The organism is Streptomyces sp. NPDC044063 (assembly GCF_056434285.1).
Genome location: NZ_JBWKFM010000006.1, coordinates 209,736 through 226,709 on the forward strand (window position 1 = coordinate 209,736; position 16,974 = coordinate 226,709).

Annotated in this window: 17 protein-coding genes; 10 read left to right on the top strand and 7 right to left on the bottom strand. The window is 75.2% G+C overall.

The features are described from left to right. The first annotated feature begins 135 nt into the window (after window positions 1-135). Window positions 136-1,158 (top strand): phosphotransferase family protein, encoded by a 1,023-nt coding sequence (locus tag AC07BS_RS10845; RefSeq protein WP_478644878.1) that lies wholly within the window; start codon window positions 136-138, stop codon window positions 1,156-1,158. Window positions 1,159-1,163: 5 nt separating this feature from the next. Then, window positions 1,164-2,378 carry an acyl-CoA dehydrogenase family protein gene (locus tag AC07BS_RS10850; protein WP_478644880.1) on the top strand — a complete coding sequence of 405 codons (1,215 nt, stop codon included), beginning with the start codon at window positions 1,164-1,166 and terminating at the stop codon, window positions 2,376-2,378. 20 nt (window positions 2,379-2,398) lie between these two features. On the opposite strand, the gene AC07BS_RS10855 is transcribed toward AC07BS_RS10850, so the two are convergent. The 3 genes from AC07BS_RS10855 to AC07BS_RS10865 form a co-directional block, all read right to left on the bottom strand. Then, window positions 2,399-3,010: a TetR/AcrR family transcriptional regulator gene (locus tag AC07BS_RS10855; RefSeq protein WP_478644883.1), complete on the bottom strand. Its 612-nt coding sequence runs from the start codon at window positions 3,008-3,010 to the stop codon at window positions 2,399-2,401. 48 nt (window positions 3,011-3,058) lie between these two features. Next, window positions 3,059-4,726 carry a class I adenylate-forming enzyme family protein gene (locus tag AC07BS_RS10860; protein WP_478931448.1) on the bottom strand — a complete coding sequence of 556 codons (1,668 nt, stop codon included), beginning with the start codon at window positions 4,724-4,726 and terminating at the stop codon, window positions 3,059-3,061. A gap of 76 nt (window positions 4,727-4,802) precedes the next feature. After that, entirely contained in the window at window positions 4,803-5,654 is an 852-nt protein-coding gene (locus AC07BS_RS10865; protein ID WP_478931450.1) for an SDR family NAD(P)-dependent oxidoreductase, read from the bottom strand. A gap of 228 nt (window positions 5,655-5,882) precedes the next feature. Between AC07BS_RS10865 and AC07BS_RS10870 the strand changes: the two genes are divergently transcribed. Further along, window positions 5,883-7,277 carry a serine-threonine protein kinase gene (locus tag AC07BS_RS10870; protein ID WP_478644886.1) on the top strand — a complete coding sequence of 465 codons (1,395 nt, stop codon included), beginning with the start codon at window positions 5,883-5,885 and terminating at the stop codon, window positions 7,275-7,277. Between the two features lie 163 nt (window positions 7,278-7,440). Then, window positions 7,441-8,052: a hypothetical protein gene (locus AC07BS_RS10875; protein WP_478644887.1), complete on the top strand. Its 612-nt coding sequence runs from the start codon at window positions 7,441-7,443 to the stop codon at window positions 8,050-8,052. Window positions 8,053-8,123: 71 nt separating this feature from the next. Here the strand turns inward: AC07BS_RS10875 and soxR are convergent, their stop codons facing one another. Continuing rightward, complete coding sequence (gene soxR / locus AC07BS_RS10880) at window positions 8,124-8,573, bottom strand: redox-sensitive transcriptional activator SoxR (protein WP_478644889.1); 450 nt, start codon at window positions 8,571-8,573, stop codon at window positions 8,124-8,126. 15 nt (window positions 8,574-8,588) lie between these two features. After that, complete coding sequence (locus tag AC07BS_RS10885; protein ID WP_478644890.1) at window positions 8,589-9,209, bottom strand: TetR/AcrR family transcriptional regulator; 621 nt, start codon at window positions 9,207-9,209, stop codon at window positions 8,589-8,591. 197 nt (window positions 9,210-9,406) lie between these two features. On the opposite strand from AC07BS_RS10885, the gene AC07BS_RS10890 reads away from it, so the two are divergent. The 3 genes from AC07BS_RS10890 (at window position 9,407) to AC07BS_RS10900 (ending at window position 12,111) form a co-directional block, all read left to right on the top strand. Next, window positions 9,407-9,928, top strand: coding sequence for a DUF2165 domain-containing protein (locus AC07BS_RS10890; protein ID WP_478644892.1), 522 nt, complete (start codon window positions 9,407-9,409; stop codon window positions 9,926-9,928). Window positions 9,929-10,013: 85 nt separating this feature from the next. Then, on the top strand, window positions 10,014-11,345 hold the full coding sequence (gene hmgA, locus AC07BS_RS10895; RefSeq protein WP_478931453.1) for a homogentisate 1,2-dioxygenase: 1,332 nt from the start codon (window positions 10,014-10,016) through the stop codon (window positions 11,343-11,345). A 16-nt stretch (window positions 11,346-11,361) separates the two neighbouring features. Beyond that, window positions 11,362-12,111 carry a GntR family transcriptional regulator gene (locus tag AC07BS_RS10900; protein WP_478644896.1) on the top strand — a complete coding sequence of 250 codons (750 nt, stop codon included), beginning with the start codon at window positions 11,362-11,364 and terminating at the stop codon, window positions 12,109-12,111. A 45-nt stretch (window positions 12,112-12,156) separates the two neighbouring features. Here the strand turns inward: AC07BS_RS10900 and AC07BS_RS10905 are convergent, their stop codons facing one another. Beyond that, window positions 12,157-12,879 (bottom strand): TetR/AcrR family transcriptional regulator, encoded by a 723-nt coding sequence (locus AC07BS_RS10905; RefSeq protein ID WP_478644898.1) that lies wholly within the window; start codon window positions 12,877-12,879, stop codon window positions 12,157-12,159. A 65-nt stretch (window positions 12,880-12,944) separates the two neighbouring features. Between AC07BS_RS10905 and AC07BS_RS10910 the strand changes: the two genes are divergently transcribed. After that, window positions 12,945-13,907: an ATP-binding cassette domain-containing protein gene (locus AC07BS_RS10910; RefSeq protein WP_478931456.1), complete on the top strand. Its 963-nt coding sequence runs from the start codon at window positions 12,945-12,947 to the stop codon at window positions 13,905-13,907. Next, a complete protein-coding gene (locus AC07BS_RS10915; protein ID WP_478931503.1) occupies window positions 13,907-14,704 on the top strand; it encodes an ABC transporter permease in 798 nt (265 codons plus the stop codon). Before AC07BS_RS10910 ends, AC07BS_RS10915 begins: the two co-directional genes overlap by 1 nt. Before the next feature lie 51 nt (window positions 14,705-14,755). On the opposite strand, the gene AC07BS_RS10920 is transcribed toward AC07BS_RS10915, so the two are convergent. Further along, on the bottom strand, window positions 14,756-15,037 hold the full coding sequence (locus AC07BS_RS10920) for a hypothetical protein (protein ID WP_478644905.1): 282 nt from the start codon (window positions 15,035-15,037) through the stop codon (window positions 14,756-14,758). A gap of 238 nt (window positions 15,038-15,275) precedes the next feature. Here AC07BS_RS10920 and AC07BS_RS10925 point away from each other — a divergent pair, with 238 nt between their 5' ends. Continuing rightward, window positions 15,276-16,973, top strand: a complete 1,698-nt coding sequence (locus AC07BS_RS10925; RefSeq protein ID WP_478931458.1) for a serine/threonine-protein kinase — start codon at window positions 15,276-15,278, stop codon at window positions 16,971-16,973. Window position 16,974: the final 1 nt, after the last annotated feature.

Genomic DNA, 16,974 nt, shown 5'->3' on the forward strand with positions numbered 1-16,974 from the left:
TTACGCCGGCCGGCCGGCCCAACCCCTCTCCCTCCCCCGTCCGGATTCCGGACCGGGGGACCCCTGGACGGCATACCGACCGGTCGGCATGATGGCCCCGGACCTACCGGCCAACTCCCCCGCGAGGAGCGTGCGATGAGCAAGGGCAATCCCCCCGGACTCGACCCGGAGCGGCTGCGGGCCCATCTGGACCGGGAGCGGCCCGGCCTGGTGGCCGGGGAGCTGACGGCCGAGCTGATCGAGGGGGGCCGGTCCAACCTCACCTACGCCGTCACCGACGGCGTGCGCACCTGGGCCGTGCGCCGCCCGCCGCTGGGCCACGTCCTCGCCACCGCCCACGACATGAGCCGCGAGCACCGGGTGATGACCGCGCTGCGGCCGACGCCCGTCCCGGTGCCGGGGACGGTGCTGCTGTGCGAGGACGAGGAGGTGCTCGGGGCGCCCTTCTACGTCATGGAGTTCGTCGAGGGCACGCCGTACCGCTCGGCGGCGCAGCTGGCCTCGCTCGGGCCCGAGCGCACCCGCGCGGTCGTCCACGGGCTCGTCGACACCCTCGTCGCGCTGCACGCGGTGGACCCGGCGGCGGCCGGGCTCGCGGACTTCGGGCGGCCCGACGGCTTCCTGGAGCGGCAGCTGCGCCGGTGGGGCACGCAGCTGGAGGCCTCCCGCAGCCGTGACCTGGCGGGGATCGACGAGCTGCGCGCGGCGCTGGGCGCGGCGGTCCCGTCCTCCCCCGCGCCGGCCGTCGTCCACGGCGACTACCGTCTCGACAACGTGCTGATCGGCCCCGACGACACCGTCCGAGCCGTGCTGGACTGGGAGATGTCCACCCTCGGGGACCCGCTCACCGACCTCGGCCTGCTGGTGATGTACAGCGAGCAGCGGCCGGTCCCCGGCTCGCCGCTCGGCGCCACGGGCGAGGCCCCCGGCCACCCCGGCCCGGCCGGGATCGCGGAGCGGTACGCGGCCCGCTCCGGCCGCGACATCGCGGCGCTGCCCTGGTACACGGCCTTCGCCTACTTCAAGCTCGCCGTGATCCTCGAGGGCATCCACTACCGCCACACCCTGGGACGGACCGTCGGCGCGGGTTTCGACCGCATCGGTGAGCTCGTCCCGCTCTTCGTCCGCAACGGCCTGACCACCCTGCAGAAGGGCTGAACCCCATGGACTTCGCGTTCGACGCCCGCACCGAGGAGCTGCGCGGCAGGCTGCTGGCCTTCATGGACGAGCACGTGTACCCGGCGGAGGCCGTCGTCGAGGAGCAGCGGGCCGCGCTCCCCTCGCCGTGGGACGTGCCGCCGGTCGTCGAGGAGCTGAAGGCCGAGGCGCGGCGGCGCGGGCTGTGGAATCTGTTCTTCCCGGACGCGACGTACGGCGCCGGGCTCACCAACCTCCAGTACGCCCCGCTGGCCGAGATCACCGGCCGCAGCCCCCAGCTGGCCCCGACCGCCCTCAACTGCGCGGCGCCCGACACCGGGAACATGGAGCTGCTGGCGCAGTTCGGCAGCGCGGAGCAGCGCGAACGCTGGCTGCGGCCGCTGCTGGCCGGCGGGATCCGTTCGGCGTTCGCGATGACCGAGCCGGAGGTGGCGTCCTCCGACGCGACGAACATCAGGACGCGGATCGCCCGGGACGGCGACTCCTACGTGATCAACGGCCGCAAGTGGTACATCTCCGGTGCCCTCCACCCGGACTGCCGGGTCCTGATCGTGATGGGCGCGACCGACCCCGACGGCCCGGACGTCCGCCGCCGGCAGTCGATGGTGCTGGTGCCGCGTGACACGCCCGGTGTGGAGATCCGCCGGGCGATGACGGTCTACGGCTACGAGGACCACTACCACGGCGGCCACGCCGAGGTGGTCTTCGACGACGTCAGGGTGCCCGCGGACCATCTCGTCGGGGAGGAGGGCGGCGGCTTCGCCATCGCCCAGGCGCGGCTCGGGCCCGGCCGCATCCACCACTGCATGCGCCTGATCGGCATGGCCGAGCGCGCGATCGAGCTGATGTGCCGACGGGCACTGACCCGTACGGCCTTCGGGGGGCCGCTCGCCGGGCAGGGCGTGGTGCGGGAGTGGATCGCGGACGCCCGGGTGGCCGTCGAGCAGCTGCGGCTGCTGGTGCTGAAGACCGCCTGGCTGATGGACACCGTCGGCAACAAGGGCGCCCACACCGAGATCCAGGCCATCAAGATCGCCACTCCGCGCACGGTCGTGGACATCCTCGACAAGGCGGTGCAGCTGCACGGCGCCGCGGGGGTGAGCCAGGACCTGCCGCTGGCCGAGCTCTGGGCCGCCGCGCGCACCCTGCGGCTGGCGGACGGCCCGGACGAGGTCCACCAGCGCTCGCTGGCCCGGCGCGAGCTGAACCGGTACAGCTGACGCCGGCGCCCTCGCCCCCGCTACGGCCGCAGGGCCCGCATCAGCAGGTCCGCCAGGTGGTCGGCGACCTCCTGCGGGGTGAGGGCGCCCTCGGGGCGGTACCAGCTGCCCAGGTGGTGGACGGAGCCGAAGTGGTAGTCCACCACCAGGTCGGCCGGGGTCGCCGAGCTGAAGACACCGGTGCGCTGCCCCTCCTCGACCAGGGCGCGGAAGCGTTCGTGGTAGCGGCGGCGTTCGGCGCGCACCTGGCGGCACTTCTCCGGGCCCAGGTGGTGCATGGACCGGAAGAAGATCTTCGTGTCGTCGAGGTTCTCTATGGTGGTCACCACCACGTCGGCCGCCGCGGCCCGCAGCCGCTGCTCCACCGGCGCGTCGGCGCCCGCGAAGCCGTCCAGCCGCTCCTGCTGGAGCCGCAGCACCCGCCCGTAGACCTCGTGCAGCAGGTCGTCCTTGGAACCGAAGTAGTGGTACAGCGCGCCCTTGGTGACGCCCGCCGCCTCCACGATCTCCTGGACGGACGTGCGGTCGTAGCCGCGCTCCGCGAACAGCCGGGTCGCGGCGGCCAGCAGCCGCCGCGGCACCGGCCTCGTGCCGTTGTCCGTCGTCCCGGCCGCAGCCGTCCTGGTCGTCATCGCCGCCACCCGCCCTTCCGCCGCTGTGCCCCGTGCACGCCCCGCACATTAGTCCCGTGACCGCGCCCGCAGTTCCCGGCGCAGGATCTTCCCGCTCGCGGTCCGCGGCAGCTCGGGGAGGATCTCCACCTCGCGCGGGTACTTGTACGCCGCCAGCCGCTCCCGGCAGTGGTCCACGAGCTCGGCCGGGGCGGCCCCGGCGCCGGGGCGCAGGCTGACGTAGGCCTTGACCGTCTCGCCGCGGTAGGCGTCGGGGACGCCGACGACCGCGGCGTCGCGGACCGCGGGGTGGGTGTGGAGGACGTCCTCGACCTCGCGGGGCCAGACCTTGTAGCCGGAGGCGCTGATCATGTCCTTCTTCCGGTCGACGACGTAGAGCCAGCCGTCGGTGTCCATGAAGCCGATGTCGCCGGTACGCAGCTCGCCGCCGGGGAAGGTGCCGGCGGTCTCCTCGGGCCGCCGCCAGTAGCCGGGGACGACCTGGGGGCCGCGTACGGCGATCTCGCCCGGTTCGCCGAAGGGCACGTCCCGGCCCTCGTCGTCGACGACGCGGACGAGGGTCTCGGCGCCGGGCAGGCCCACCGCCAGGGTGCCGGAGACGGGGTCGACGGGGGCGCGGCGGCCGGGCGGGACGCTGGCGCAGGGCGCGGTGCACTCGGTGAGGCCGTAGGCGTTGTGGAGGTACGGGCCGAAGGCGTCCTGGAACCGTTCGACGAGGGCGGGCGGCAGCGGGGCCCCGCCGGAGGTGATCATCCGGAAGGACGCGAAGTGGTCGCGGGTGGCCGCGGGGTGGGCCAGCAGGGCGGTGAAGGCGGTGGAGGGCCCGACCGTGTAGGCGGGGCGGTGCTCCAGGAACGCGTCGAGGACGACGCCCGCGTCGAAGCGGCCGGCGAGGACGAGGGTGCCGGCGTTCGCCAGGCAGGCCGACAGCTCGGCGACCATACCGGTGATGTGGAAGAGGGGCGCGAGGGCGAAGTAGCCGCTGCCCTCGGGGAGGCCGGCGTTGATACGGGTCCACTCGGCCTGGTGGGCGAGGTTGCCATGGGTGTTGACGGCCCCCTTGGGGGTGCCGCTGGTGCCGGAGGTGTAGCAGATGAGGGCGGGGTCGCCGGGGCCGGGCCGGGGGTCGGGCGGCGGGATGGCGCCGGGCGTCGAGGCCACGGCCAGCAGGTCGTCCGCGTCCTCCGGGGGCCGGGCGCGGCGGCCGGGCAGCACCCGCGGGTCGTCGCGGGTCTGGAGGCCGAAGTCGCAGGCGGTCAGGGCGATCCGTACGGGCGAGGCGCTCGCGGTGTGCCGCAGGTAGGCCTCCCAGGCCCGGTCCCCGCAGACCAGCGCTGTGACGCCGGCGTCGCGCAGGACGTGCGCGGTCTCGGCGTCCTTGTACATGGGGTTGACCGGCACCACGACGCCGCCGGCCTTCCAGGCGCCGAGGACGGCGAGGGCGAACTGCGGGGTGTTCTGCAGCATGACGGCCAGCCGGTCGCCGCGCCGGAAGCCGTGCGCCACGAGGTGGGCGGCGATCGCGTCGGTGAGCGCTTCGGCGCGGCGGTAGGTCACCCGTCCGTCGAAGTAGGCGAGGGCGTCGCGGTCGGGGGCCCGCCGGACGGCGTCGCGGAAGACGTGGAGGAGGCTGGGCCGCGGGGTGACGGGGGCGCGCTGGGCGGGGGTGAGGCTGCCGAGCCAGGGTTTGTCCTGGTACGAGGGGTGCGCGGTCATGGTGCGGCCCTTCTCTGCGACGGGTGCGACGGCGACGGGTGCGGCGGGTGCGGCGGCCGGCCTCGGGGCGGGAACGTCAGGGGGCCGGGGCGGGGTCCGGGGCCGGGGGGTGGTCCTCGTGGTCCTGCTGGTCCGGGTTGTCCTGGTGATCCTGCTGGTCCTGCTGGTCCTGGAGCTCCTCGATCTTGCACTGGAGGCGGTTGATGCGCGCGAGCCAGTCGTCCGGGTCGGTGGCGCGGGCGGCGGCGTAGTCGGCCACCTCGGGGTGCGGGAGGATCAGGAAGCGCCCGGCGGCCATGCCCGCGAAGAGCGCGTCCGCCACGACCTCGGGCTCCACGGCGTTGGGCCGCAGCATCATGTCCCCGACGACCCCGGTGTCGCGCAGCATGTCGGTGCGGACGCCCGCCGGGCAGATGGCGTGGACGTCGATGCCGCGGTGCCGGTACGTGATCGAGAGCCACTCCGCGAAGGCGAGGGCGGCGTGCTTGGAGACGCTGTACGGCGCGGAGCCCACCATCGTGAGCAGTCCGGCGGCGGAGACGGTGGAGACGAAGCGGCCGCCGCCCCGTTCCAGCCAGCCGGGGAGCAGGGCGTGGGCCGCGCGGACGTGGGCCATGACGTTGACGTCCCAGGCCGTGGCCCACGCGCCCTCACCGGCCTCGGGGCCGCCGAGGTGCGCCACGCCGGCGTTGGCGCAGTAGATGTCGACGGTGCCGCCGAGCGCGTCCAGGGTGGCGGGCAGCACGGCGGAGGCGTCGCCGGGGACGGCGACGGCGCCGATCTCCCGGGCGACGGCCTCGGCCCGGGCGGCGTCGAGGTCGTTGACGACGACGCGGGCCCCCTCCGCGGCGAATCGGCGGGCGAGCGCGGCCCCGATGCCGCCCCCCGCCCCGGTGACCACGACTCCCGCGTCCCGTACGGATACCACGTCCGCGCCTCCCTCGTCCCGACGGCCCCGGCAGACTAACCGGTCGGTATGTGGTGCCGGAAGGGCGCCGGAGGCGCTCTCCCCACCCGAAGCGTTCCCTCCGCGCGCCCCGCGCACAAGGGCGCGGCGGCCCGCTCCCGTACGGGTGAAGTGACTCCGGACAGGCTGGACATGCCCTCTTGACGGCAGGACGATGCGCGCACACCGGACCGGGCAGGGGGACACGCCATGACGGGCATATCCGTGGGGCCGTACTGGGAGCTGACGTTCGACGCCGACGGCGATCCGGCGCCGGACGAACGGGACGCGCTGGTGGGCGGGGTACGGGCGGAGGGACTGACCGACCTGGTGGTCCTGGCGCACGGGTGGAACAACGACCGCTCGACCGCCACCGGCCTCTACGACCGCTTCCTCGCCCCCTTCCCCGCCGTCCTCGCGGAGTCCCCGTCCCCCGCGCGCCTCGGCTACGCCGGCGTGATCTGGCCGTCCATGCGGTTCACGGACGAGCCCGTACCGGACTTCCCCGCGCCGGGCGCGGCACCGGCCGCCGGCGCCGCGGCACCGTGCGCCGCGCCCTGTCTGGAACCCGCCACGCTCCGGGCGCTGGCCGAGGCCTTCCCCGGCGGCGCGGCGGCGCTGGACCGGCTGGCGGAGCTGCTGGAGCTGCGGCCCGGCGACCCGGCCCGGCTGGAGGAGTTCGCGGCCCTGGTGCGCCGGCTCGTCGTCCCGCGCCGCCCGGACGCGGCGGCCGGCCCGGGCGGGCTTCCGTACGACCTCCCCTCCGACGGCGTCCTTCGCTACGACACCGAGCCGGAGGCCGAGGAGGCCGCGGAGCCGCTGATGTTCGCCGACGACCCGGCGCGCGTCTGCGGGCGCTTCGCCGACGCGCTGGCAGGGCTGGAGCCGCCGCCGGGGTCGCCCCCGGACGCGGCGCGGGCCGAGCTCTTCGGCGACCTGGGCCGACGCCTGTGGAGCGGCGCCCTCGAACTGCTGCGCCAGGGCTCGTACTGGGAGATGAAGCGGCGCGCGGGCACGGTCGGCCGGCGGGGCCTCGGCCCGTTCCTGGGCCTCCTCGCCGACGCGGCGCCGGAGCTGAGGGTGCATCTGGTGGGGCACAGCTTCGGCGCGCGGCTCATGGCGTTCGCCGTCGGCGGCCTGCCGGAGGGCGCGGCGTGCGTGCGCTCCCTGACCCTGCTCCAGGGCGCCTTCTCGCACTACGCGTTCGCGCCCCGGCTGCCGTTCGACACCGGGCGCGGGGGCGCGCTGAAGGGGCTGCACACCCGCGTGCGCGGGCCGGTGCTGTGCTGCCACTCGCGGCACGACCAGGCGCTGGGCGTGCTCTACCCGCTGGCCTCCGAGCTGTCCCGGGACGCCGCCTCGGCGTTCGGGCCGGGCGACCGCCGCTGGGGCGCGATGGGCCACGACGGCGTCCAGTCCGTGGAGGGCACCACGACGCTGCGGCTCGACGAGGCGCTGCGGGGCCCGTTGCCCGGCGCCGGCTGTGTGAACGTCGACGTCTCGGCGGTCGTCCGGCGCGGCGGGCCGCCGTCCGGCGCGCACAGTGACATCTGCCACGGCGAGCTGGCGCGCCTGGTCCTGCTGGCCGGGCGGCTCGTGGGCTGACCCGAGGGCCCCGCCGGGGAGGGGGCGTTCGCCCGGCGTTCGGGGGTAGCAGAGCGACAGCGGGGGCGTGCGCGCGCGATCCGAAGATCCGATGGATCCGATGGGCGGCGCGATACGTCCCTTCCATGTCGATCCGAGTCCGCTCCGCCGGAGGTGGGATGCAGTGGCAGGTTTCAGAGCACTGGCCCGAGAGGTGCGCAATCCACGGAACACCATCGCTTTGCGGCGGACCTCCCTGCGCAAATGCCTGGAGCGGTTCGCTCCGTACGGGCACCGGGCCACGTGGCGACATCTGTGCGCCCGTGCCGGTCTCGCCCCCGACGACCGCGCCCCCGACCCCGCGCTGCTGATCGCCGCGCTGGCCGAGCTGGAGGAGGCGCGCGAGGTCTGGCTGGCGTACGAGGCCGCGTTCGCGGGCCGGCGGCGCCGCGAGAAGCACGACGGCATCCGCCAGCCCAGCGCCGTCGACGACTGGCACCGCAACACCTGGGGCGGCTGTGACATCGTGCCGTGCGCCTCGCCCGACGTCACCCCGGACGCCCGGCTGGCGGACGTGCTGCGCCGGGTGATGGCCGCCATGGAGTCCGCGCCCGGCGACGCCTGCCCGGTGTGCGCCCAGGAGCGCATCGAGTGGCGCACCGACCTGGAGCGCTACCCCCTCGAAGGCCCGGTCTGCGCGGACTGCGGCATCGTGGTGCCGGTGCCCGTGCTCACCCCGGCCGCGCTGCTGGCCGCCCGGCGGTACGCCTTCGCGGGGCGGTACGCGGCCGTGTGAGCGGCGGTGCGGGAGGGACGCGGGGGCGTGCCACGGGCCCGGGCGGGGCTCCGCGGACGCGCCCCGGCGGCTCAGCCGCCCAGCAGCGAGCCGTCAATGTGCTCCCCTATGCGGTCGTCGGGGTTGGACAGCTCGCACGTGGACAGGGACAGGCAGCCGCAGCCGATGCAGCCGTCGAGCCGGTCGCGCAGCCGGGTCAGCCGCTCTATCCGCTGCTCCAGCTCGGTGCGCCAGTTCCCGGAGAGCCGGGCCCAGTCGGCCCGGTCGGGGGTGCGCCCGTCGGGCAGCGTGTCCAGTGCCTCGCCGATCGCGGCCAGCGGGATGCCCACCCGCTGGGACGCGCGGATGAAGGCGACCCGGCGCAGCGCGTCACGGCTGTAGCGGCGCTGGTTGCCGCTGGTGCGGCGGCTGGTGATCAACCCTTTGGCCTCGTAGAAGTGGAGGGCCGAGACGGCCACGCCGCTGCGGGCCGAGAGTTGTCCGACGGTGAGTTCTTGGACCTTGTGCGGGATCTGGGACACGGCTGAGACTGTACGTCAGGAGCCTTCGGAGCAGCCGACCATGCGCAGCACGAGGCCCGCGTAGAGCTCGCCGACCTCCTCGGGGGTGCGCCTGCCCCCGGCGTCGAACCAGCGGGCGACGTCGATGCACAGGGAGAGCACGGCGAGGGTGGTGCCGCGGACGTCGGGGACGTCGAAGTCGCCCGCGGCGACGCCGTCCTCGATGATGGCGCGCACGGCGCCGTCGCTGTCCCGGCGGAGCGCGACGATCTCGGCGTAGTGCTCCTCGCCGAGCGCCCCGAGCTCGTACTGCACCACGCGCGCGGTGGTGTGGTGTTCGGCGTGCCAGCGCACGAAGCGGCGCACGGCGTCGGCGAGGCGCTCTGCGGGTGTGCCGGCGCCGTCGCGGGCGGCGCGCAGGAGGTCGAGGGCGAGCCGGTGGCCGACGCCGCTGATGCGGTAGAGGAGCTCCTCCTTGGTCCGGTAGTGGATGTAGAGTGCGGCCGGACTCATCCCGGCGCGGCCCGCGATGTCCCGGGTGGTGGTCGCGTGGTAGCCGCGCTCGGCGAAGGCCTCGACGGCGGCGGTCAGCAGCCGCCGGGCGGCGTCGGGCGTGACGTCGGCCCACTCCTCGGTGCGCTGCGTCTGCGCGCTCATGGCGTGCCCCGCTCTCCGGGCCGCTGCCGGCCCTGTCGCCGTCGGAAGGGAGCGAACACCATACCCCGCCTCCTGAGCGATCGCTTAGGCCGCCCCGGGACGCCATGAGGGGCCGTGGCGCGCGGCGCCGGCCGATGACAGCACGCGCCCCGGCCGGCGAGGGCATGCATCCCGGCCCCGAGGGCATGCATATGCCCATGACCGCTGAGCGCACCCTGCCGGCGGCGGCCACGGCGCTCACCGCCACGGTGGCGGTCCTGATCACGCTCGTCGCCTTCGGCAACATCACCGACTTCGGCACCAACCAGGAGTTCGTCCGGCACGTCCTGGCCATGGACACCACGTTCCAGGACGAGGACGTGATGTGGCGGGCGATCACGAACGCCACCGTCCAGGACGCCGTCTACGTCGCCATCATCGCCTGGGAGACGGCGTGCGCGCTGGTGCTCCTCGGGGCCACGCTGCTGTGGCTGCGCGGCCTGGGGCGGGCCGGGAAGGGCTTCGACCGGGCCCGGCGGGCCACCACACTGGGACTGGTGATGCTCCTGCTGCTCTTCGGGCTGGGCTTCATCGCCATAGGCGGCGAATGGTTCGCGATGTGGCAGTCGGCCAAGTGGAACGGCCTCCAGGCCGCCCTCCGCAACGTCACGCTGGCCGGATTCGTCCTCGTACTGATCCATCTGCCGTCCCCGCAGTGGCACCGGCGCGGCCCCGGCTGATCCTTTTCCATTGACGCGCCCCGCCATGAATCCTACGGTCGTCCATAGGAATCCTTCGGCGATCCACCGGCGGCGGGAGCACGCGATGAGCGGTACGGGCAACGAACGGGCACGCAAGACGGCCGAGGCGCTTCGGTACGCGACCGGCTTCGGCAACGAGCACGCCAGTGAGGCCGAGCCCGGTGCCCTGCCGCAAGGGCGCAACTCCCCCCAGCGGGCGCCGCTCGGCCTCTACGCCGAGCAGCTCAGCGGCACGGCCTTCACCGAGCCCCGGCGGACCAACCGCAGATCATGGCTGTACCGCATCCGCCCCTCCGCCGCCCACCCGCCCTTCACCCGGGTGGAGAACGGCGCCCTGCGGGGCGCGCCGTTCGCCGAGACCGTCCCCGACCCCAACCGGCTGCGCTGGAACCCGCTGCCCGCGCCGGCCGCGGGCACGGACTTCCTCGCCGGGCTGTGGACCCTGGGCGGCAACGGCGACGCCACCCAGCGCGCCGGCATGGCCGTGCACCTCTACCACGCCGACACCTCCATGGAGCGGGTCTTCAGCGACGCCGACGGCGAGCTGCTGATCGTGCCCGAGCACGGCGGGCTGCTGCTGCGCACCGAGTTCGGGCTGCTGCGCGCCGAGCCGGGCCATGTCGCGCTGATCCCGCGCGGGGTGCGGTTCCGGGTCGAGCTGCTGGACGACACCGCCCGCGGCTACGTCTGCGAGAACTACGGCCAGCCCTTCGTCCTGCCCGACCTCGGCCCGATCGGCGCCAACGGCCTGGCCAACCCCCGGGACTTCCTCGCGCCCGTCGCCGCCTACGAGGACGTCGAGGGCCCGGTCGAGGTGGTCAACAAGTACTGCGGCAACCTCTGGACCGCGACGTACGACCACTCCCCGCTGGACGTCGTCGCCTGGCACGGCAACCACGTCCCGTACGTCTACGACCTGCGGCTCTTCAACGTCATCGGGTCGATCAGCTACGACCACCCGGACCCGTCCGTCTTCACGGTGCTCACCTCGCCGTCCGACACCCCCGGGCTGGCCGGGGTGGACTTCGTGGTCTTCGCGCCGCGCTGGCTGGTGGGCGAGGACACCTTCCGGCCGCCGTACTTCCACCGGAACGTGATGAGCGAGTACATGGGCCTGATCGAGGGGGCCTACGACGCGAAGACCGCCGGCGAGGGGGGCTTCGTCCCGGGCGGCGGGTCGCTGCACAACATGATGTCGGCGCACGGCCCGGACCGGGAGACGTTCGACCGGGCGAGCGCGGCCGAGCTGCGGCCCCACAAGGTCGACGACGGCCTCGCCTTCATGTTCGAGACCCGCTGGCCGATCACGCTGACCCCCGCGGCGGCGGGCGCCGGACACCTGCAGACGGGCTACGACGACGTATGGCAGGGTCTGGAACGCCACTTCCGTCGCTGACGACCGCGGAGCTCCCGTGACCACCTTCGCCCCCGACTCCCTCGCCCTCAACCGCAAGCTGCCGTTGTGGTACCAGGTGTCGCAGTCGCTGCGCGCCTCCATACTCGGCCGCCGGCCCGAGGACCCGCTGCGGCTGCCCACCGAGGACGCCCTCGCGGCGCACTACGGCGTGAGCGTGCTGACGATGCGCCAGGCGCTGAAGGAGCTGGAGACGGAGGGGCTGATCAGCCGGCACCGGCGGCGCGGCACGTTCATCGAGCCGAGCGCCCGGCGCGGCGCGCCGGTGCGGCTGCTGGGCTCGGTGGACACCATCGTCGCCCAGCAGTCGGGCGAGGTCACCTCCGTGCTCGGGCACGGGCCCGAGCCGGTGCCGGCCGAACTCGCCGAGCACTTCCCGGACCTGGCCGAGGCGGTGGCCTACCGGCGGCTGCGCCGCGACGGGGAGTCGGGCGAGCCGACGAACTGGGCGGAGAACCTGGTCCGCCCGGACGTGGCCGAGCGCATCGACGTCGCCGACCTGGCCCGCTGGCCGATGACGAAGGTGCTCCGCGACGCGGTCGGCGTGCGCATCAGCCGGATCACCGACACCGTCGAGGCGCGCCTGGCGGACCCGGAGACGGCCCGGCTGCTCCAGGTGCCGCTGCTCAGCCCGATCCTCCACTACACGGGCGTCACCTACGACGACTCCGGCCGCCCGGTCGACGTGGCCCGCATCCGCTACCGCGGCGACCGTTTCTCCTTCACCGTCACGCTCGACGCCCACTGAGGGAGGCGCGGATCGGGCCGGCCGCGCGAACGCCCGTCGGGCTCTTCAGGCGCGGCCCCCGAAGCCGTCGAGCAGGCGGCCGACCGAGCGGTCGAAGAACGCGTCCGGGTCGGCGCCGGCCGTGCCCGCCGCCAGGATCGCCGCCAGCCGCGGGTGCTCGCCCCGCGCCAGCGTCCGCGCCAGGTAGGAGTGCCGGGCGGCCCGCTCCTCCCCCTCGCCCCAGGGCGAGGTCCGCGCCCGTTCGGCGGCGGACTGCTCGTGGGAGACGTACGCGGCCACGACCGCGTTCAGCGTCGAGATCAGCTCCATCTTCGTCCCGCCGTCGGCGTCGAGCGGCTCCAGCGCCCACAGGGCGTACTCCAGGTAGCGCAGCGCGTGCGGGCTGAAGCCGTACTCGGGCACCAGCAGCCGGGTCAGCCAGGGGTGGCGGCGCATCAGGTCGCGCATCTGCCGGGCCAGCGCCAGGACGTCCGCCCGCCAGTCCCCCGACGGCGGCCGGTCCAGGTCGTACTCGGCGGCGGCCGCGTCGACCATCAGCTCGTACAGGTCCTCCTTGCGCGGCACGTAGTTGTACAGCGACATCGTGCCGCAGCCGATCTCGGCCGCCACCCGGCGCATGGACACGGCGTCGAGCCCGTCCGCGTCCGCGACGCGGACCGCCGCCGCCGCGATGTCGGCCCGGGTATGCGCGGGGCGCGGTCCGCGCCCGGTGCGCTCCGGGCGCGACCAGATCACCTCGGGCCCGGCCGGGCGTCCGCTGGCTGCCATTGCTCCATCACCTCGGCCTCCATCGTAGTTACGTACGCCGTACGGAGTACGGTATGGTCGCCGCCATGACTACGTACGCTGTACTGAGTAAGGGGCTGGAGAAGCGCTACGGCGACGTCCGGGCGCTCGACGGCTTCGATCTGGCCGTCCCCGAGGGGACCGTCTGCGCGCTGCTGGGACCCAACGGCGCGGGCAAGAGCACCGCCGTCCGCGTGCTCACCACCCTGGCCGCGCCCGACGCGGGCACGGCCAGGGTCGCCGGGCACGACGTCGTCCGGGAGCCCGAGGCCGTGCGCCGCGCCATCGGCGTGACCGGCCAGGCCACGGCCGTCGATCTGGACCTGACCGGCCGGGAGAACCTGCGGCTCTTCGGCCGGCTGAACGGGCTGCCGCGCGCCCGCGCGCACGCCCGCGCCGAGGAGCTGCTGGAGCGCTTCGGTCTCGGGGAGGCGGCCGACCGCCCCTCGCGCACCCATTCCGGTGGCACGCGGCGGCGCCTCGACCTCGCCGCGAGCCTCCTCGCCCGGCCGCGGGTGCTGTTCCTGGACGAGCCCACCACGGGCCTCGACCCGGCCGCGCGGGAAGCGATCTGGCGGTCCGTCAGGGAGCTGGCGGACGCCGGCACCACCGTCCTGCTCACCACGCAGTACCTGGAGGAGGCCGACCGGCTCGCCGACGAGGTCGTGCTCGTCGACCGCGGCCGCGCGACCGAGCGCGGCACGCCGGACGCGCTGAAGGCCCGCGTCGGCGCCCGCGCCGAGGTGGTGGTGGCCGACGAGGCCGCGCTGCCGGCCGCCGCCGTCGTCCTCGGCGGCCTCACCGGGTCCCGGCCGGCGCTCGACGCGGAGCGGCGCGCCGCCTCGGCCGCCGTCACCAGAGGCACCCTCACCCTGCCCGCGCTCGTCCGCGAGCTGGACGCGGCGGGCGTCCCCGTCGTCGACGCCGCCCTGCGGCGGCCCACGCTCGACGAGGTCTTCCTGCTCCTGACCGCCCCCGCGGACCCGACCCCGAAGGAGGCCGCCGCGTGATCGCCGCCGCCCTGTCCGGCACCCTGTCCGACACCCGGGCCGTGCTCGGCCGCAACCTCCTGCGCATGCGGCACGCGCCCGGGCTGTTCGTCATCACCATGACCATGCCCGTGACCATGCTGCTCTTCTTCGGCTACGTCTTCGGCAGCGCGGTCGTGCTCGACGGCGGCGCGGACTACCGCGCCTACCTGGTGCCGGGCCTGTTCGTGTCCACCGCCGTCAACGGCGTGATGACCTCGATGCTCGCGTCCGCGCAGGACTACCAGCGCGGGGTGATGGACCGCTTCCGGACCCTGCCCATGAACCGCTTCGCCCTGCCCGCCGGGCAGACCGCGGCCGACGTGCTGCTCGCCGCCGCCGGGATGGTGCCACTGGCGCTGTGCGGGTACGCGGTGGGCTGGCGGATCCGGGGCGGGCTGCTGCCGGCGGCCGGCGCGTTCGCGCTGCTGCTGCTCTTCCGGCTGGTCACGGCCTGGCTGGGGCATTGGCTGGGCCTGCTACTGAAGACCGAGGAGGCCGCGGGACAGGTCGGCGGCGCCACCTTCATGCTGCCGCTGCTGTCCAACGCCTATGTGCCCACCGAGGGCATGCCCGGCTGGCTGCGGACCGTCGCCGAGTGGAACCCCGTCAGCGCGGTCTCCGCCGCCTGCCGCGACCTCTTCGGCGACGCGCCCGCGACCGCGGACGCGTCCTGGCCGGTGGCGCACCCGCTCGCGGCGTCACTGGGGTGGGCCGTGCTGATCCTGGCCGCCGTGGTGCCGCCGACGGTCAGGAGGTACGGGCGGGCTGCCGGATGAGGGGGCGCCGGGGGTGAGGGGGGCCGTACGGGTACGGGCCGGGGGGCCGGGTCAGACGGACGTGCTGGGGCCGGTGTGGCTGCCGAAGAGCGAACGGCGCAGCAGCTTCAGCGGGGCGAGCAGGCAGACCCGGGCGGTCCGGCTGTGGCCAGTACGAGTGCGGTCGCGCGCGGTGAGCTCGCGCATCAGCACGGTCGCGCCCTCGACCTCGCGCTGCGGCAGGGCGGGCCCGCCGAGCACCGCGAGGTGACGGTCGAGGCGCGCGCTCGACGCGCCGCTCCCGTGACTGACAGCGGGCACCCGTGCCCTGCTGCGCATTGCTATCTGATCCATGAGACTCCCCACCCGTACGAGGCACCCGGCCCAGGCAGAGTAACCCTATCGCCCCATCGCGTCACCCGCGCATCCGCGGGTCGGATTCACCACCCCGTCAAGGGCGTTGACGACCCTGGCGTGAACCTGTCGTCACCCACCGCGAGTTGGCCGGGACAATCCGGCGCCGCACCGGGGGCAATCACCCTCCGTTGCGGTACATTCACCCCGAATCGCTCTCGGGGGAGGGACGGACGTCATGGACGGGAGTTCCGGTACGGGACGACTGCTGGCGGGCCGGTACCGGCTCCGGCGCGAGCTGGGGCGCGGCGGCATGGGGGTGGTCTGGCAGGCCCGGGACGAGGTGCTGGGCCGGGAGGTCGCGGTCAAGGAGGTGCTGGCCCCGGCCGGGATGCCCGCCCCCGACGTGCGGCAGCTCTACGCCCGGCTGGAGCGCGAGGCCCGCGCGGCGGCCCGCGTCTCCCACCGCAACGTGGTCACGGTCCACGACGTGGTCAGCGAGGACGACCGGCCCTGGGTCGTCATGGAGCTGGTGCGCGGGGTGTCCCTCGCCGACCTGCTGGAGGCGGAGGGCCCCCTCGCCCCGTCCCGGGCCGCGCGAATCGGTGCGGAGGTGCTCGCCGCGCTCCGGGGCGCGCACGCCGTGGGCGTACTCCACCGCGATGTGAAACCGGGAAATGTGCTCATCGGTAACGACGGGCGTGTCGTGCTCTCCGACTTCGGCATCGCGAGCATCGAGGGCAGCTCGGCGCTGACGGCGACCGGGCAGCTCGTCGGCTCGCCGGAGTACCTGGCGCCGGAGCGGGCGCTGGGCCGTCCGCCCGGCCCCGAGTCGGACCTGTGGTCGCTCGGGGTCACCCTCTACGCCGCCGTCGAGGGCGCCTCCCCCTTCCGGCAGGACACCCCGCTGAGCACGCTGCGGGCCGTGGTCGACGCGGAGCTCCCGCCGCCGCGGCGGGCCGGCGTGCTCGCGCCCGTGCTGGCGGCGCTGCTGCGGAAGGACCCCGCCGAACGGCCGTCGGCCGCCGAGGCCGAGCGGCTGCTGCGCACGGCGGCCGCGGGCGGGCCGGCGGCGGACCGGGGGGCCGGTGCCGCGGGCGCGCCGCACGCGCCGACGGTGGCGGCCACGCCGGCCGGTTCCGGGCCGCCGGGGCCGGGCGGGCCGGGGGCGCCGGGGCCGGGCGGGCCGGGGGCGCCGCCGACCGTACCGACCGTGGGGCCGGAGCCGGCGGCCGGGGGCGGGGACGCCCCGGCGGCGCGGGGGCGGCGGGCGCTGGTGCTGCTGGTGGGCGGGGTGCTGGTGGTGGCACTGCTCGTGGCCGGTGTGGTGTGGGGGCTGACGCGGGGCGGCGGCTCCTCGGGGTCGGGCCGGTCGTCGTCGGGCGGGGAACCGGCCGGGACCGGGGGGAAGGACGCGGGCGCGAGCACCGCCGCGGGCGCGTCGTCCGGCCCGGGCGGTTCCGGCACGGCCGCCGTCAACGTGGTGGTGACGGCGCAGCGTGACGCCTATTCCGGCGCCTGCCCGCCGCCGCGCGCCGCGGCGCCCTCCTTCGTGGCGGGCATCGCCGTGGACCGGGTGCCGGCGGACGTGTCCTACCGGTGGGTGACGGGCAGCGGGAAGGTGACGGACGGCGGGTGGAAGACGCTGCGGTTCGGCGCCGGCGCGCCGACGACGCAGAGCGTGGAGCACGTGGAGACGGCTCGCCGGGCCGGTGATCCGGAGAAGGACTGGATCGCCGTGGAGGTGCGCGGCCCGCGGCGGGCGACGTCGGAGCGGGTCGCGTTCACCGTCTCCTGCTCCGCCGGCTCCCCGGGCGGGTCCGCGCCCTCCTCGCCGTCCCCCTCGTCGTCGCCGTCGCCCGCCCCGCCGGCCTCCTCCGGCCCCGCGCCGTCCGGCTCGGCGGGGTCGGGTCTGTACGGCGGGACGGGGTCGTAGG

Bases quoted from the DNA above. Each gene is read 5' to 3' on its own strand.
- AC07BS_RS10845 (WP_478644878.1), top strand. From the start codon at position 136: ATGAGCAAGGGCAATCCCCCCGGACTCGACCCGGAGCGGCTGCGGGCC.
- AC07BS_RS10850 (WP_478644880.1), top strand. From the start codon at position 1,164: ATGGACTTCGCGTTCGACGCCCGCACCGAGGAGCTGCGCGGCAGGCTG.
- AC07BS_RS10855 (WP_478644883.1), bottom strand. From the start codon at position 3,010: ATGACGACCAGGACGGCTGCGGCCGGGACGACGGACAACGGCACGAGG.
- AC07BS_RS10860 (WP_478931448.1), bottom strand. From the start codon at position 4,726: ATGACCGCGCACCCCTCGTACCAGGACAAACCCTGGCTCGGCAGCCTC.
- AC07BS_RS10870 (WP_478644886.1), top strand. From the start codon at position 5,883: ATGACGGGCATATCCGTGGGGCCGTACTGGGAGCTGACGTTCGACGCC.
- AC07BS_RS10885 (WP_478644890.1), bottom strand. From the start codon at position 9,209: ATGAGCGCGCAGACGCAGCGCACCGAGGAGTGGGCCGACGTCACGCCC.
- AC07BS_RS10890 (WP_478644892.1), top strand. From the start codon at position 9,407: ATGACCGCTGAGCGCACCCTGCCGGCGGCGGCCACGGCGCTCACCGCC.
- hmgA (WP_478931453.1), top strand. From the start codon at position 10,014: ATGAGCGGTACGGGCAACGAACGGGCACGCAAGACGGCCGAGGCGCTT.
- AC07BS_RS10905 (WP_478644898.1), bottom strand. From the start codon at position 12,879: ATGGCAGCCAGCGGACGCCCGGCCGGGCCCGAGGTGATCTGGTCGCGC.
- AC07BS_RS10910 (WP_478931456.1), top strand. From the start codon at position 12,945: ATGACTACGTACGCTGTACTGAGTAAGGGGCTGGAGAAGCGCTACGGC.
- AC07BS_RS10920 (WP_478644905.1), bottom strand. From the start codon at position 15,037: ATGGATCAGATAGCAATGCGCAGCAGGGCACGGGTGCCCGCTGTCAGT.
- AC07BS_RS10925 (WP_478931458.1), top strand. From the start codon at position 15,276: ATGGACGGGAGTTCCGGTACGGGACGACTGCTGGCGGGCCGGTACCGG.